This is a genomic window from Streptomyces sp. ITFR-6, assembly GCF_031844725.1.
Lineage (GTDB): Bacteria > Actinomycetota > Actinomycetes > Streptomycetales > Streptomycetaceae > Streptomyces.
The window spans coordinates 8,034,679-8,048,372 of sequence record NZ_CP134612.1; the positions used below are offsets into that span (position 1 = coordinate 8,034,679).

The 13,694-nt window shown below is 72.5% G+C and carries 11 protein-coding genes and 1 pseudogene; 9 read left to right on the plus strand and 3 right to left on the minus strand.

All coding sequences use genetic code 11. The annotated features are described in order from the left end of the window. The first annotated feature begins 207 nt into the window (after positions 1-207). From RLT59_RS36325 to RLT59_RS36335, 3 genes are all read left to right on the plus strand, one after another. Positions 208-1,764 carry an aromatic amino acid ammonia-lyase gene (locus RLT59_RS36325; protein ID WP_311307981.1) on the plus strand — a complete coding sequence of 519 codons (1,557 nt, stop codon included), beginning with the start codon at positions 208-210 and terminating at the stop codon, positions 1,762-1,764. 112 nt (positions 1,765-1,876) lie between these two features. Continuing rightward, on the plus strand, positions 1,877-2,587 hold the full coding sequence (locus tag RLT59_RS36330; RefSeq protein WP_311307323.1) for a DUF4232 domain-containing protein: 711 nt from the start codon (positions 1,877-1,879) through the stop codon (positions 2,585-2,587). Between the two features lie 230 nt (positions 2,588-2,817). Next, positions 2,818-4,179, plus strand: a complete 1,362-nt coding sequence (locus tag RLT59_RS36335) for a TerD family protein (RefSeq protein WP_311307324.1) — start codon at positions 2,818-2,820, stop codon at positions 4,177-4,179. Between the two features lie 16 nt (positions 4,180-4,195). Here the strand turns inward: RLT59_RS36335 and RLT59_RS36340 are convergent, their stop codons facing one another. Continuing rightward, positions 4,196-5,368 (minus strand): glycosyltransferase, encoded by a 1,173-nt coding sequence (locus tag RLT59_RS36340; RefSeq protein ID WP_311307325.1) that lies wholly within the window; start codon positions 5,366-5,368, stop codon positions 4,196-4,198. A 58-nt stretch (positions 5,369-5,426) separates the two neighbouring features. Between RLT59_RS36340 and RLT59_RS36345 the strand changes: the two genes are divergently transcribed. From RLT59_RS36345 to RLT59_RS36365, 5 genes and pseudogenes are all read left to right on the plus strand, one after another. Further along, positions 5,427-6,212, plus strand: coding sequence for a glutamate racemase (locus tag RLT59_RS36345; protein WP_311307326.1), 786 nt, complete (start codon positions 5,427-5,429; stop codon positions 6,210-6,212). Positions 6,213-6,280: 68 nt separating this feature from the next. Next, complete coding sequence (locus RLT59_RS36350; protein WP_073738060.1) at positions 6,281-6,844, plus strand: hypothetical protein; 564 nt, start codon at positions 6,281-6,283, stop codon at positions 6,842-6,844. Positions 6,845-7,105: 261 nt separating this feature from the next. Beyond that, complete coding sequence (gene lnt, locus RLT59_RS36355) at positions 7,106-8,701, plus strand: apolipoprotein N-acyltransferase (protein WP_311307327.1); 1,596 nt, start codon at positions 7,106-7,108, stop codon at positions 8,699-8,701. A 30-nt stretch (positions 8,702-8,731) separates the two neighbouring features. Beyond that, entirely contained in the window at positions 8,732-9,211 is a 480-nt protein-coding gene (locus RLT59_RS36360) for an NUDIX hydrolase (protein WP_311307328.1), read from the plus strand. Between the two features lie 223 nt (positions 9,212-9,434). Continuing rightward, positions 9,435-11,104 (plus strand): annotated as a pseudogene (locus tag RLT59_RS36365) (protein kinase). Between the two features lie 31 nt (positions 11,105-11,135). On the opposite strand, the gene RLT59_RS36370 reads toward RLT59_RS36365, so the two are convergent. Both RLT59_RS36370 and RLT59_RS36375 read right to left on the minus strand, forming a co-directional pair. Continuing rightward, positions 11,136-11,777, minus strand: a complete 642-nt coding sequence (locus tag RLT59_RS36370; RefSeq protein WP_311307329.1) for a hypothetical protein — start codon at positions 11,775-11,777, stop codon at positions 11,136-11,138. Between the two features lie 95 nt (positions 11,778-11,872). Further along, a complete protein-coding gene (locus tag RLT59_RS36375; RefSeq protein ID WP_311307330.1) occupies positions 11,873-12,439 on the minus strand; it encodes a TetR/AcrR family transcriptional regulator in 567 nt (188 codons plus the stop codon). Between the two features lie 119 nt (positions 12,440-12,558). Between RLT59_RS36375 and RLT59_RS36380 the strand changes: the two genes are divergently transcribed. Continuing rightward, the gene (locus RLT59_RS36380; RefSeq protein ID WP_311307331.1) at positions 12,559-13,488 is read left to right on the plus strand and encodes an SDR family oxidoreductase; all 930 of its coding nucleotides are present in this window, start codon (positions 12,559-12,561) and stop codon (positions 13,486-13,488) included. Positions 13,489-13,694 lie beyond the last annotated feature (206 nt).

Below are 13,694 nucleotides of genomic sequence, written 5' to 3' on the forward strand. Positions count from 1 at the left end.
CCAGGTTGGGGTTCACGCTCTCATTCTGAGCTTCGGCTCTCAGTCGAATTGGATCATGTGCAGTCCCTTGCCGGCTGCATATCATCATGCAGAGTTCTTGGTATCTGAATAGATTGCCGATAGTCAGTCGCCGTTCAGCGGTAAATCCCTGGTGACAAGTGGCCGTAGGGCAAGACGGAGCTTCCGGTTGAGGAGGAATTGCGCGTGATGTCGTCTCATATCGCGGACGGGGTGACTGCCGGAAGCGATTCGGTTGTCATCCTCGACGGCCGCGGACTGATGGTCGCAGATGTCGTACGCATGGCCGAATCCACCGTAAAACCCGTCCTGGGGGCGGATGGTATGAAACGTGTGGAGACCTCGTGGATCGCCGCCCGTGAGATCGCCTCATGGGGGCGCGTCTACGGCCGCTCCACCGGTGTGGGTGCCAACCGGAATGAGTCCGTACCGACGGAGGCGGCCGCCGACCACGGACTGCGACTGCTGCGCAGCCACGCGGGATCGATCGGTGAGGAGCTGCCCGCGCGACAGGTGCGCGCCATGCTCGCCGTCCGGGCCAACCAGCTGCTCGCGGGCGGCGCCGGTCTGCGCCCGACCGTCGTCACGGCACTCTGCGAGGCGCTGGAGACGGGCGCCCATCCGAAGGTCAACGAATTCGGCTCGGTCGGCACCGGCGACATCGCCGCCCTCGCGCAGATGGGCCTCGCGCTGGCCGGTGAACACCCCTGGCAGGGCCCCGGGGCGGCCCCGGACCCGCAGCCCCTCGACAACAACGACGCCCTCGCACTGATCAGCAGCAACGCGCTCACCCTCGGCCAGTCGGCCCTCGCCCTGCACGAGCTGCGCGGCCTGATCGCGGCCACACAGGTGGTGGCGGCGCTGTCCCTGATGGCGACCGACGGTTCGTACGAGGCGTACGCGCTGCCCGTGCACGAGGCGCGGCGGCACGCCGGTTCGTACGCGGTCGCGGAACGGATGCGGCTGCTGCTCGGCGCCGCCGACCGCCCCACGCCGCCGCTCGGCCGGATCCAGGACCCGTACGGCTTCCGCTGCGTGCCCCAGATCCACGGACCCGCGCACGATGCGGCGGACGCGCTCGAAGACGTCCTCACCGTCGAGATCAACGCGGCGGCGGAGAACCCGCTGATCTCGGCGGACGATATGGCGGCCTACCACCACGGCGGCTTCTACATCGCCCAACTCGCGCTTTCCCTGGACCACTTCAGGCTGGCCGTGACGCAGGTGGCGCGGCTGTCGACCTCGCGCCTGTCCACGCTGAACGAACCGGCCTTCACCCGGCTGCGGCCGTTCCTCGCGGACGGCGCGCCGGCCGCGTCGGGCGTGATGATCCTTGAGTACGCGGCCGGGGCGGCGCTCGGAGATCTGCGCGCCTTCTCCGCGCCCGCCTCGCTCGGCCATGCGGTGCTCTCGCGCGGGGTCGAGGAGCAGGCCAGCTTCGCCTCGCTGGCGGCCCGGCAGACGTTGCGCGCGTGCGAGGCGTACCGCCTGGTCGTGGGCTGTGAACTCGTCGCGGCGGTAAGGGCGTTGCGCCAGCGCGACATGCGGCTCGACCCGGAACTGCCCGTCGGCCGGGCCTTCGCGCTGGCGGACGCGGTGCTCGACGCGGAGCTGGCCGACCGGCCGCTGACGGACGATGTGACCGCGGCGGCCGGGCTGCTCGACCGGTTCACCGAACTGTGGCTGGACCTCGGCTCGCGGAACGACACGGCCTTCGACGCCCGGGGCGCGGTGCGGCGCGGGTGAAGAGCGGCCGTGCGGGCGGGTGACGGTCCCGGGACGCGGCCGTCCCGGCTGCGCGACCGGAAGAGTTTCCCCCAGTAGGTGCAGACCGCGAGAAATTGAGCAGGCGAGAGATATGAGCTCACTTCTTCGAACCACCCCATCACCGTCCGAGCAGTCGCTCCGGTCGCGGGAGAAGACGACGGCTCGGCGGGCCGGTACGCGCCGGCCCCGGCTTCTCGCCCCGGTCGCGGCCGCGTCGATCGCGCTCGTCACGGCCGGCTGCGGCGGCACCGCGGCCTCGGCCGGACAGCCCGCCGGGAGCGGCTCCGCCACCGCGAGTACGCCGACGGCGCGTCAACCCGCAGATCCGGCATCCTCCCCGGCGGCGCGTCAGCCAGCCGCCCCGTCGTCCTCCCCGTCGGCAGCGGCCGCCGGGGCGCCGGAAGCCGCACGGTGCACGACCAAGGGCCTGGCGATGCGCCTGGGCACCGGCGACGCGGGAGCGGGCCAGATCCGCTACCGCCTCACGTTCACCAACAAGTCCGGGCACCCCTGCGCCCTGCAAGGGTTTCCGGGTGTCTCGATGATCAGGCGCGACGGCAGCGTGATCGGCGTCCCGGCCGAGCGTGAGGGCGCCCCGGGGAAGCAGACCGTGATCGGCGCGGGCGGGACGGCGGCCGTCACGCTGCACACCCTGAACCAGGGGATCAAGGGTTCCGGGTGCTGGCGCAAGCCCGACTACCTCAGGGTCTACCCGCCCGGCTCCAAGGAGGCGCTCACCCTGCGGACCTCCGGCCTCCGGGTGTGCGGCGACCGCTTCACCACCACAGCGGTGGAGGGCTGAAGCGGCGCACTGCGTGGATCCGGCCACCGCCCCGAAAAGGCTGCGGGAGCGGGGAGTGGGGCTGACCGTCCGGCGACCGGTGTCGTCACGAGTGGATCAGTTCTGACAACACCCCCGGGACGCCTCCGCACCTTCCGCTCACCGGCCACGCGGCTCACGCGGCCGAGGCTGGAGGCCCCGCCGCGGAAACCATTAGGTTGACCGGGAAGGTTTCGGCAGCCGGACTCACGATGGGGGCGAGCATGACCATGCTCAAGGGAACCAATGTTTCAGTGGCGGCACAGGCCGTGCGCGTCGAGCTGGGGTGGCACACCACCCCCGGGACGCCGGACGTGGACGCCTCCGCTCTCCTTCTCCTCGGATCGGGAAAGGTGCGCGGCGACGCGGACTTCGTCTTCTACAACCAGCCGGCCCACGCGTCCGGCGCGGTGCGCCACGAGGGCAAGCGGACCGCCGGCGGTGCGGCCACCGACAGCCTGGCCGTCGATCTGGCACGGGTGGAGCCCGCCGTGGAGCGCATCGTGCTGGCCGCCTCCGCGGACGGCGGCACATTCGGCCGGGTGACCGGGCTGTACGTGCGGATCACGGACACGGCGAGCGGCTCGGAACTGGCCCGGTTCGACAGCGCCGACGCCACCGTCGAGACCGCGTTCATCCTCGGCGAGCTCTACCGGCGCCAGGGCGCCTGGAAGTTCCGGGCCGTGGGCCAGGGATACGGGAGCGGGCTCGAAGGCCTCGCCACGGACTTCGGGATCTCCGTCGACGAGCCGCAGAAGGCCCCTCAGTCGCCAACACCGCCGCAGCACCGGCAGCCGAATCCGGCAACACGGGTCGATTCCGTGCCGCCGCCGCACCTGTCGCCCCAGCAGCCGCCCTATGCCCAGCCGGCTGCCGCCGCCCCGATCGCGCCCCCGGTCCCGCCCGCTCCTCCGGCGCCTCCGGTCACCCAGCCCGTCCGGCTCACCAAGGTGACGCTCACCAAGGAAGCGCCGTCGGTCTCGCTCGCCAAGCAGGGCGGCACCTCGGGATCCATGCGCGTCAACCTCAACTGGGAGGTGCGCAAGCAGTTCAAGGGGTGGGGGAGCAAGCTGGGCCGGGCCGTCGCGAACCACGCGGACCTCGATCTCGACCTCTGTGCCCTCTACGAGCTGACCGACGGGCGCAAGGGCGTGGTGCAGGCGCTCGGAAACGCCTTCGGATCCCTCCGGCAGGCGCCCTACATCCACCTCGACGGCGACGACCGGACGGGTGCTGTCGCCTCCGGTGAGAACCTGACCATCAACCTCGACCAGAAGTCCAGGATCCGCCGGATCCTGATCTTCGTCACCGTCTACGAAGGGGCCCGGAGCTTCGCCGACCTGCACGCGACGGTGACCCTTCAGCCCCAGCACGGTGCCGCGATCGACTTCTCGCTCGACGAGTGCACCGTCCCGTCCACGGTCTGCGCACTCGCGCTCATCAGCAACGACGGGGGCGATCTCACCGTGCAGCGGGAGGCCCGCTACCTGGTGCCGCAGCGCGGCGTGAGCCCGCAGCGCACCATCGACCAGGCCTACGGCTGGGGCATGAACTGGACCCCCGGCCGCAAGTGAGCCCCGGCCCGCCGGTTCACCGGTCCGGTGCGGCCTCGGGACGCGCGTACGTACGCCCCTTCCAGGCCGCACCCCGGCCCCGGTAGTGCTGGACGGCCGAGTCGACCGTCATCAGCAGGTACAGCAGCGCGGTGAACGGCAGCAGCGGCGCCAGCCACAGGGACTGCCGGTAGTACCCCAGCATCGGCATGTACGTACCCGCCATCACGACCCAGGCGACGCCCCCCGTCCAGGCCGCCAGGGAATTGGGGGCCAGCAGCCCGGCCACGAGCGTCACGGGCGGCGCGAGGTAGACGAGCGCGAGCCCCAGCACCGTGCCGAGCAGCAGCAGCGGACTGTGCCGCAGCTGGGCGTACGCGCTCCGGGAGATCATCCGCCACAGGTCGGCCAGGCAGGGGTACGGCCGCACGCTGTCCACCCGGTCCGCGAGCCCCAGCCAGATCCGGCCGCCGCTGTCCCGCACCGCACGGGCCAGCGACACGTCGTCGATCACCGCCTGCCGGATCGACTCCGGCACCCCCGCCCGCACGGCGGCCTCGGTCCGCAGCAGTACGCAGCCGCCCGCGGCCGCGGCGGTGCGCGCACCCGCCCGGTTCACCCACCGGAACGGGTAGAGCTGCGAGAAGAAGTACACGAAGGCCGGGACGACGAGCCGCTCCCAGGTGCTCTGGACCCGCAGCCGCGCCATCTGCGACACCAGGTCGAACCCGCCCGATCCGGCGGCCGCCACCAGCTCCCGCAGACTGTCCGGCTCGTGCGCGATATCGGCATCCGTGAGCAGCAGGTACTCCGGGTCCCTGGTCCGGGCCAGCGCCATCCCGTGCCGCACCGCCCAGAGCTTTCCCGTCCAGCCGGGCGCGGGCTCCCCGGGCGACACCACGGTCACCGGCAGCCCACCGTGCCGCACGGCCAGCGCGCGGGCCAGATCCCCGGTGCCGTCCTTGCTGCAGTCGTCGACCAGGAAGATCTCGGCCGGTCCCGGATAGTCCTGCGCCATCAGCGACGGCAGGCTCATCGGGAGCATGCCGGCCTCGTCCCGCGCGGGGACGACGATCGCGACGGACGGCCAGTCGCCGGGCTCCGTGCTGTCCGGCAGCCGCTGGTCCGTCCGCCAGAAGAATCCCTGGCCCAGCAGCAGCCACACCCAGGCGGCGAGGGAACCCACGGCGATCCAGACAATGGCGCTCATTGGCCGAAGTCTGCCCCACTGAGCCGGGACCGCAAGGGTCGTCGACTAAGGTGACCGGGTGAAGATCGCGCTCATGGACTCCGGAATCGGCCTGCTCGCCGCCGCCGCAGAAGTGCGCCGGCTGAGGCCGGACGCCGATCTGGTGCTCTCCTCGGACCCCGACAGCATGCCCTGGGGCCCCCGCACCCCCGAGTACGTGACGGAGCGCGCGCTCGGCGTCGCCCGCGCCGCCGCCGCCCACCGGCCCGACGCGCTGATCGTCGCCTGCAACACCGCCTCTGTGCGCGCGCTCCAGGCGCTGCGGGCGGAGCTCGAACCCGGCCTGCCGGTCATCGGGACCGTTCCCGCGATCAAGCCGGCCTCGGCCGCGGGCGGACCGTTCGCGATCTGGGCCACCCCTTCGACCACGGGCAGCCCGTACCAGCGAGGACTCATCAGGGACTTCGCCGGCGCCGCCGCCGTCACCGAGGTCCCCTGCCCCGGTCTCGCCGACGCCGTGCAGTACGCGGACGAGGAGGGCATCGACCGGGCCATCGCCGCGGCCGCCGCGCTCACCCCGCCCGATGTCCGGGCCGTCGTGCTGGGCTGCACCCACTACGAGCTGGTCGCCGAGCGCATCCGCGACGCCGTGCGCCGGTTCGGCCGGCCCGCCGTGGACCTGTACCCCTCCGCCGGAGCCGTCGCGGCCCAGGCGCTGCGCCGGATCGGGGCCGAACCCGCTCCGTCGGCCGAACCGGGCGCCGGTCTCGTCGTGCTCCTCGGCGGCCGGGTGTCCGAGCTGCCCGCAGCCGCTCTGGCCTACCCGGAGGGGCGTCGGCTCATGGTGGCCACCCCCGCCCGCTGACCGTCCGGCGACCCGGCCGGAGCCGCCGACCCGTTCCGTCGCGCGGTTTCTTCAGTACGCTGCTTGGCATGAGGGACCACCCCCGAGAACCGAGGCACAGCGGAGCCGACTCCCACCCGGCGGTCTGGACCGGCCGGGCCACCAACCGGACCCAGTGGGTGCTGGCCGCGGCGGGCGCCGCCTGCCTGGCGCTCGGCATCCAGCTCGCCGTCAGCTCCACCTGGACCTCCGGCATCGCACCGCTGCTGATGTCGGTGATCGGCTGCATGGCGGCCGGTCTGCTGATGCTCTTCGGCACCCTGGCCTTCGTGAACGTGGCCGTCCGGGTCGACGGCGACGCACTCGAAGTGCGCTGCGGCCACATGGGCCTGCCGCGCCGCCGAATCCTGCTTACCCATGTGGTGGGCGCCGAGTTCGCCCCCCGGGTCACCCCGCGCCAGTGGGGCGGCTGGGGCTACCGCTGGCGCCCCGAGCAGGGCACCGCCGTGGTCGTACGACGCGGCGAGGGCCTGGTGCTCCGGCTCGGTGACGGCAGGACCTTCACCGTGACGGTGGACGACGCGGAGGCGGGCGTCCGGTTCATCCGCGACCGGCTGCACCTGCCGGCCACCGGCGCCCCGGCCGGAGCCTGAGACACCGCGACGGCCCGGGGTCGGACGACGCGGTACGACGACGCCGCGGAAGGCCTCAGGACGGCGCCCCCGGCCTGTGACGGTCCCGTGCGCGACGGCCGGATCCGGCCGGTCGGCGGGGGCTGCCGCACAGATCAACGGCCCCGGCGGGCACCCGGCAGGGATATGTGCGGAACATGCGGAGAAACGATCCGGGGGTCAGGATTCCGCCATCGGGACAGGGCTCCCGGACGCACAGCGGGCCACCGTAGACTCCGCCTGGTGAGCACCACCATCGCCCCGGTCGGCGACCCGCGGCAGCCCGATTCCGTCCATCGAGCCAGGCGCCTGCTGCCTCGACTCCTCCGTCCCTGCGCAGCCGTGCTCTCCGGGCTGATGCTGTACGCGAGCTTCCCGCCCCGGCCCCTGTGGTGGCTGGTTCTGCCCGGGTTCGCCCTGCTGGGCTGGGTGCTGTTCGAGCGCAGGCCCCGCGCCGCGTTCGGCCTCGGTCTGCTCGCCGGGCTGGGCTTCATGCTGCCGTTGCTGCACTGGACCGGGGAAGAGGTCGGCCCGGTGCCGTGGCTGGCCCTGGCAGCCGCAGAGGCACTGTTCATCGCGCTGGGCTGCATCGGCATCTCCGCAGTGTCCCGGCTCGCAGGCTGGCCGTTCTGGGCGGCCGCGGTCTGGGCCCTGGACGAGGCGGCACGAGCCAGGGTGCCGTTCGGCGGCTTCCCCTGGGGCAGGATCGCCTTCGGCCAGGCCGACAGTGTCTTCCTGCCGCTCGCCGCGCTCGGCGGAACACCGCTCCTCTCCTTCGCCGTCGTGCTGTGCGGCTTCGGGCTCTTCGAGGCGGTCCGCCGCTTCCGGGCCCGCCGCGCCACCGGTGAACTGCCCCGGCTGGCCGCCGCGGTGACCGCCGCGGCCGTCCTCGTCCCGGTCGCCGCAGCGCTCGCGTCGCTGCCGCTGGTGGACGACTCTGCCGAGGACGGCACCGCCACCGTCGCCGCGATCCAGGGCAACGTGCCCCGGCTCGGCCTCGACTTCAACTCCCAGCGCCGCGCCGTCCTGGACAACCACGCGAACCGCACGGAGCAGCTGGCCCGGGACGTGAAGGCGGGCAAGGTGCCGCAGCCCGACTTCGTCCTGTGGCCGGAGAACTCCTCCGACCTCGACCCCTACCGCAACGCCGACGCGAAGATCGTGATCGACGACGCGGTGAGGGCGATCGGGGTGCCGACCGTCGTCGGCGCGGTCGTCGAGCCCGACACCGGCAACCTGCGCAACACCCTCATCCAGTGGGACCCGGACAAGGGCCCGGTGGCCACGTACGACAAGCGCCACATCCAGCCGTTCGGCGAGTACATGCCGATGCGTTCCTTCGTGCGCCTCTTCAGCTCGGACGTGGACCGGGTGCAGCGCGACTTCGGACCGGGCAAGAAGGTCGGCGTCTTCGACCTCTCCGGCTCCTACGTCGGGCTCGTCACCTGCTACGAGGCCGCGTTCGACGACGCCGTGCGCGACACGGTCGAGCACGGTGCCCAGATGATCGCGGTGCCCAGCAACAACGCCACCTTCGGCCGCAGCGAGATGACCTACCAGCAGCTCGCGATGTCCCGGGTGCGCGCGGTGGAGCACAGCCGGTCCGTCGTCGTCCCGGTCACCAGCGGCGTCAGCGCGGTCATCCGCCCGGACGGCACCGTCGTCCGCAAGACGAAGATGTTCACCCCGGACGCACTGGTGGAAGAGGTGCCCCTGCGGTCCTCGCTGACCCCCGCGACCAGGATGGGACCGCTGCCCGAAGGGGTGCTCTCGCTGCTCGCGGTCATCGGCCTCGGCTGGGTCGGCACGCGGGCGGTCCGGAAGCGCCGCGCCCTCTGAACTGCTCCGCACGCGACGTAGGCTCATCTCATGGCAATTCCTGACTTCATCCGAGAGATCCGCGCCACGGCGGGTCAACAGTTGCTCCTGCTGCCCGGCGTCAGCGCCGTCGTATTCGACGACGAGGGCAGAGTGCTGCTCGGACGGCGTGCGGACACCGGAAAGTGGTCGATCATCGGAGGCATCTCGGAGCCGGGGGAGCAGCCGGCGGCGACGGCGGAGCGCGAGGTGCACGAGGAGACGGCCGTGCGCTGCGTCGCGGAGCGCGTCGTACTGACCCAGGCGCTGCCCGCCATCCAGTACGACAACGGCGACCGGTGCCAGTTCCTGGACATCACCTTCCGCTGCCGGGCCACCGGCGGCGAGGCCCGCGTCAATGACGACGAGTCGCTGGAGGTGGGCTGGTTCGGCGTCGACGCGCTGCCGCCGCTGGACGAGTTCGCGCTCCTGCGCATCAAGCAGTCGCTCAACGACGGACCCACCTGGTTCGAGGCCACAGACCCGCAGTGAACGTGACGGACCGGGCGGCGGCGCGAACGGCCGCCGCCCGGTCCGCGTCACGGCACGGAAACCGACGGGCCCGCCGCCCCGCGCGCGGATCCCGGTCGTGCGGGCGGGAGTTGTGGTCCGGCGTGTGCGGATGTGGCACAGTCGGGCCGTGGACGCACTGAGGCCCCAGGACCCCGCCCGCATAGGCACCTACCAGCTGCTCGGCCGTCTCGGCGCGGGCGGTATGGGGCAGGTGTACCTCGGCCGGTCACCCGGCGGACGGCTGGTCGCCGTCAAGGTCATCCGCGACGAGATCAGCGATCACCCCGAGGCACTGGCCCGGTTCCGGCGCGAGGCCGCGACCGTCGAGACCGTACGCAGCGTGTACACCGCCCAGCTGATCGAGGCCTCCCTCGACGCGTCCCCCTACTGGCTGGCCACGGAGTACGTACCGGGGCCCACGCTGCGCGCCGCCGTCCGCTCGGGAGGCCCCTTCCCGGCGGACAGCGCCCTGCGGCTGCTGGCCGCACTCGCCGAGGGACTGGCCGCGGTCCACGTGCGGTCACACACCGGGACCTGAAGCCGCACAACGTCATCCTCTCGCCGCAGGGACCCCAGCTGATCGACTTCGGGATCGCACGGGGCATCGAACAGTCGGTCCACACCCCGGAGGGGATGGCATCGGGGACACCCGGATACACGGCCCCCGAGGTGCTGCTGCGCAACGAGGCGGGCCTGGCGGCGGACGTCTTCGCGCTGGGTGCGACGGCCGCGTACACGGCGACGGGCCGGCCCCCGTTCGGCACCGGCGACGCCGCCTCGGTGAGTTACCGGACCGTGCACGAGGAGATCGACCTGGCGGGGGTGCGGCCGGACCTGGCCGCACTGATCCGGATGTGCGTCGAGAAGGACCCCGCGGAGCGGCCGGCGCCCGCCGTCGTGATCGCGCTGTGCGGGGTGGACCCGCCGCCGGCGTCGGACGCCCACTACGGCGCGCTGGTCCGCGCCGCCGGAGCTGCCGTCGCACCGGGGGACATCGGGGCCACGGGGGACGCGACCACGGAGCCCACGGCGTCCGGTGCGCACGCGGCGCCGGAGACGGACACGGTGCCGGCCCGGGGGACCGCCGCCCCGACCCGGCGGGCGGAGCCCGGCCCCGTCGATCAGCCGGTGGCGGGATCCTCGACGGCCGGGGCCCTGGGCCGGCGCCCGCGGCGGGGGAGGATCTGGGCCGCCGTGTGCGCGGTGGCGATCGCGGTGCCGGTGACGGTCTGGCTGCTCCCGGAGACGGACGGCGGGGGCGCCGGCGCCGTGGCCGGGCCCGGTGCCACCGCGTCGGAGCGGCCGGCCGCGAGCCGTTCGGCAGCCGCGGAGAAGCCGAAGAGCCCACCGGACCACATAGCGAGCGACCGGGTCTCGCAGGACCGCTGGACCCTGTCCGACGACCCGGACCAGGCCGCTCCGGGCAGCGGCGGCTGCGATACGGACGAGGTCCCCGAGTCCTTTCCGCCGTCCGGTCTGACCTCCACCGTGTCGCACACCACCGGCTCCGACACCGCCTCGGTGTCGATGCGGTTCGAGGACGCCGGGAAGGGAGAGAGACCGGCGCCCTACTACGTCTCGGTGGGCGTGCGGCCCCCGCACGAGACCGACCGCGCCACCGGGCGGCCGCTCCGGTCCGGGGCCAAGGGCACCGGTTTCACCAGCAGGCCGGTCGACATCTACTCCCACTGGTCCTCCGGCGGGGCCCTCAGGCTCAAGTACCCCGACGCCTTCCGGGCCCACTTCGGAACGAAGACCCTCGGCGCGATTCCGGTCGGCGACGACCGCGGAGACTGGACGGTGGTGATCTACCGCGTCGACGGCGGGCCGGAGGGCTACACCCCCGTCGTGTGCAACGGCTTCCACGCCTGAGGCAGCGCGTTTTCCTGCCCTGCGGGCCGGGTCAGGCGGCGTAGGCGGAGATCTTCAGCGTCTCGGCGAGGACGCGCCACAGGACCCGGGCACCCGTACGGCTTGCCGCGCTGCACCACGCACTCTCGCTGCACGGGGTGGGCCCGTCCTGCCAGGCGCTGACCACCAGGCAGTGCAGCCCGAGACGCCGGGCGAACGTGAACCGGATGTGCATGCCGTCGCCCAGGTCGTGGCCGGGAAGCGTCGCGATCTGCAGGCTGTCGTACCCGATCGCCTCCACCCGGACCGGGTTTCCGCCCAGCAGGTCGCATTCGTCCGCCGGGTGGATCACGGCCGGGCAGTCACCGCTCACCGGGAACAGCCAGAAGTTGCCGGTGAGCTGCTCGGTGACGTCGTGCGGGCTGGTGAAGAGGTGGAAGCCCAGCGAGTAGCCGTACCGGTAGACCGGGTTCGGACCGGTGGACGGCGACCGGGATCCGGCGGACGGCGAACGGCTCGGCGGTGAGCCGGCGTAGGACGGGGTCGCTGTCGCAGCCGCCTTGGCTGTCGTTGCTGTTGTCGTCGCCGCCGTCGTCGCGAGGAGGAGCGCGGCGGCGAGCAGGCCTGCGGGCGCGGTACGGGCCCGCAGGGTGCGGCCTGCCTTCCGCATCAGCACCTCCCGAAGCGCGAACATGAGCCAAGTGGAAGGTATGCGCCGGTACGTGCTTCGGCATCTCGGCATCCGCGCGGTGTGGGCCGGTGCGGAGCCGCGAGGACCGTGGCGCGGGGTTATCCGCCCGCCGTCACGGCCTTCAGCTCGTCGAGGACCTCCCGGATGAGCTGTGACATGTCCGGAGAGCCGGTCCCGTCGATCCAGCGCTCGAACGTCACCTTGAAGACGGCGATCCCCGCCTCCGCGGCCAGGCTCGCGGCCGGTTCCGCGACGCCGCGCCGGCGCAGGGTGCCGGAGATGGCCGCGGACAGCCTCGCGAGCTTGATCAGCTCGCGTTCCTGCAGCTCGGCGTTGGCGTTGATGATCGCCTGGCGCTGCCGGGCCTGTTCGTGACGGTCCTGGAAGACGGTCGCGGCCGCATCGAGCGCCGCGGCCACGGCATCGATGGGGGCCGCCGATTCGGGTATGCCCGCGAGCGTGTCCACGAAGAGGTCCTGGAGCGTGGACGAGCCCGCGAACAGGACCTCGCGCTTGTCGCTGAAGTGCCGGAAGAACGTCCGCTCCGTCAGCCCCGCCCGCCTGGCGATCTCGGTCACGGTGGTCTGTTCGAACCCGTGCTCGCTGTAAAGCAGCATCGCGGCCTGTTCCAGCCTGCCGCGCGCGTTCGGCTCCCATCTGCTCATAGCGGAGATTCTATGTGATGACAGTGACTGGCATCAGGTGTACGGTGATGACAGTTGCTGACATCGACTGTCCACTGAGAACTTCGCCGTGGGCGGTCGGCATACCAGGGAGGTTTCCCATGCGTGTCTTCGTTACTGGAGCGTCCGGCTGGATCGGATCCGCCGTCGTTCCCGAGCTCATCGGCGCGGGCCATCAGGTCGTCGGACTCGCCCGTTCGGACGCTTCGGCCGCCGCGCTCGACGCGGCCGGGGCCGAGGTGTTCCGAGGCAGCCTCGAAGATCTCGACGCTCTGCGGAGTGCGGCCGAGGCCTCGGACGGCGTGGTCCACCTCGCGTTCAAGCACGACATCGCCTTCTCGGGCGACTTCCAGGGTGCCGCCGACGCGGACCGCGCCGCCATCGAGACGTTCGGGGACGCGCTAGCGGGCTCCGGCCGGCCCTTCGTCATCGCGTCCGGGACGATGGGGCTCGCGCCTGGGCGGGTCGCCACCGAGCGGGACGGGCTCAGCTCCGACGGCGAGGTGCCGTTCGAGGGGGCGGGGGCCCGGCTGGCCAACGCGCAGCTGACGCTCTCCCTCGCCTCACGCGGTGTCCGCCCGTCCGTCGTGCGGCTCCCCCCGACGGTGCACGGCGACGGGGACAAGGGCTTCATCGCGTCCGCGGTCGGCGTCGCCCGCGACAAGGGCGTCTCCGGCTATGTCGGTGACGGCTCCAACCGCTGGCCGGCCGTCGCCCGGCTCGACGCCGCACGCCTCTTCCGTCTGGCGCTGGAGCAGGCTCCCGCAGGATCCGTACTGCACGCGGTCGCTGACGAGGGGGTCCCGATCCGCGACGTCGCCGAAGTGATCGGACGCGGTCTGGATCTCCCCGTGGCCGCCGTCCCGGTGGAGGACGCGAGCGAGCACTTCGGCTGGCTGGGCGGGCTCCTGGGTCTGGACGGCCCGGCGTCGAGCGCCCTGACCCGCGAACTGCTCGGGTGGCGGCCGACCCTCCCCGGGCTCCTTGAGGACCTCGGCAAGGGGCACTACTTCGACAGCCCGTCCGCGTAACGTCCCGAGCGCGACAGCGCTGGAGGCGTCGAGGGCGGTTGCCGGCCGGGGACCGGGCCGGGTGTGCCCCAGAAGGCGACGTGAAGGCGCGCCGGCGCCGACGCGGTCGGACATGACGGCCCGGCTCCGGGACAGCGGGGCGGATCCGCCGCTACATTTTGGCCTCGCTGGGCACAACGACTGCCGGTCGGGACCGGCAGGTTGGG

Bases quoted from the DNA above. Each gene is read 5' to 3' on its own strand.
- RLT59_RS36325 (WP_311307981.1), top strand. From the start codon at position 208: ATGTCGTCTCATATCGCGGACGGGGTGACTGCCGGAAGCGATTCGGTT.
- RLT59_RS36330 (WP_311307323.1), top strand. From the start codon at position 1,877: ATGAGCTCACTTCTTCGAACCACCCCATCACCGTCCGAGCAGTCGCTC.
- RLT59_RS36335 (WP_311307324.1), top strand. From the start codon at position 2,818: ATGGGGGCGAGCATGACCATGCTCAAGGGAACCAATGTTTCAGTGGCG.
- RLT59_RS36340 (WP_311307325.1), bottom strand. From the start codon at position 5,368: ATGAGCGCCATTGTCTGGATCGCCGTGGGTTCCCTCGCCGCCTGGGTG.
- RLT59_RS36350 (WP_073738060.1), top strand. From the start codon at position 6,281: ATGAGGGACCACCCCCGAGAACCGAGGCACAGCGGAGCCGACTCCCAC.
- RLT59_RS36360 (WP_311307328.1), top strand. From the start codon at position 8,732: ATGGCAATTCCTGACTTCATCCGAGAGATCCGCGCCACGGCGGGTCAA.
- RLT59_RS36370 (WP_311307329.1), bottom strand. From the start codon at position 11,777: ATGTTCGCGCTTCGGGAGGTGCTGATGCGGAAGGCAGGCCGCACCCTG.
- RLT59_RS36375 (WP_311307330.1), bottom strand. From the start codon at position 12,439: ATGAGCAGATGGGAGCCGAACGCGCGCGGCAGGCTGGAACAGGCCGCG.
- RLT59_RS36380 (WP_311307331.1), top strand. From the start codon at position 12,559: ATGCGTGTCTTCGTTACTGGAGCGTCCGGCTGGATCGGATCCGCCGTC.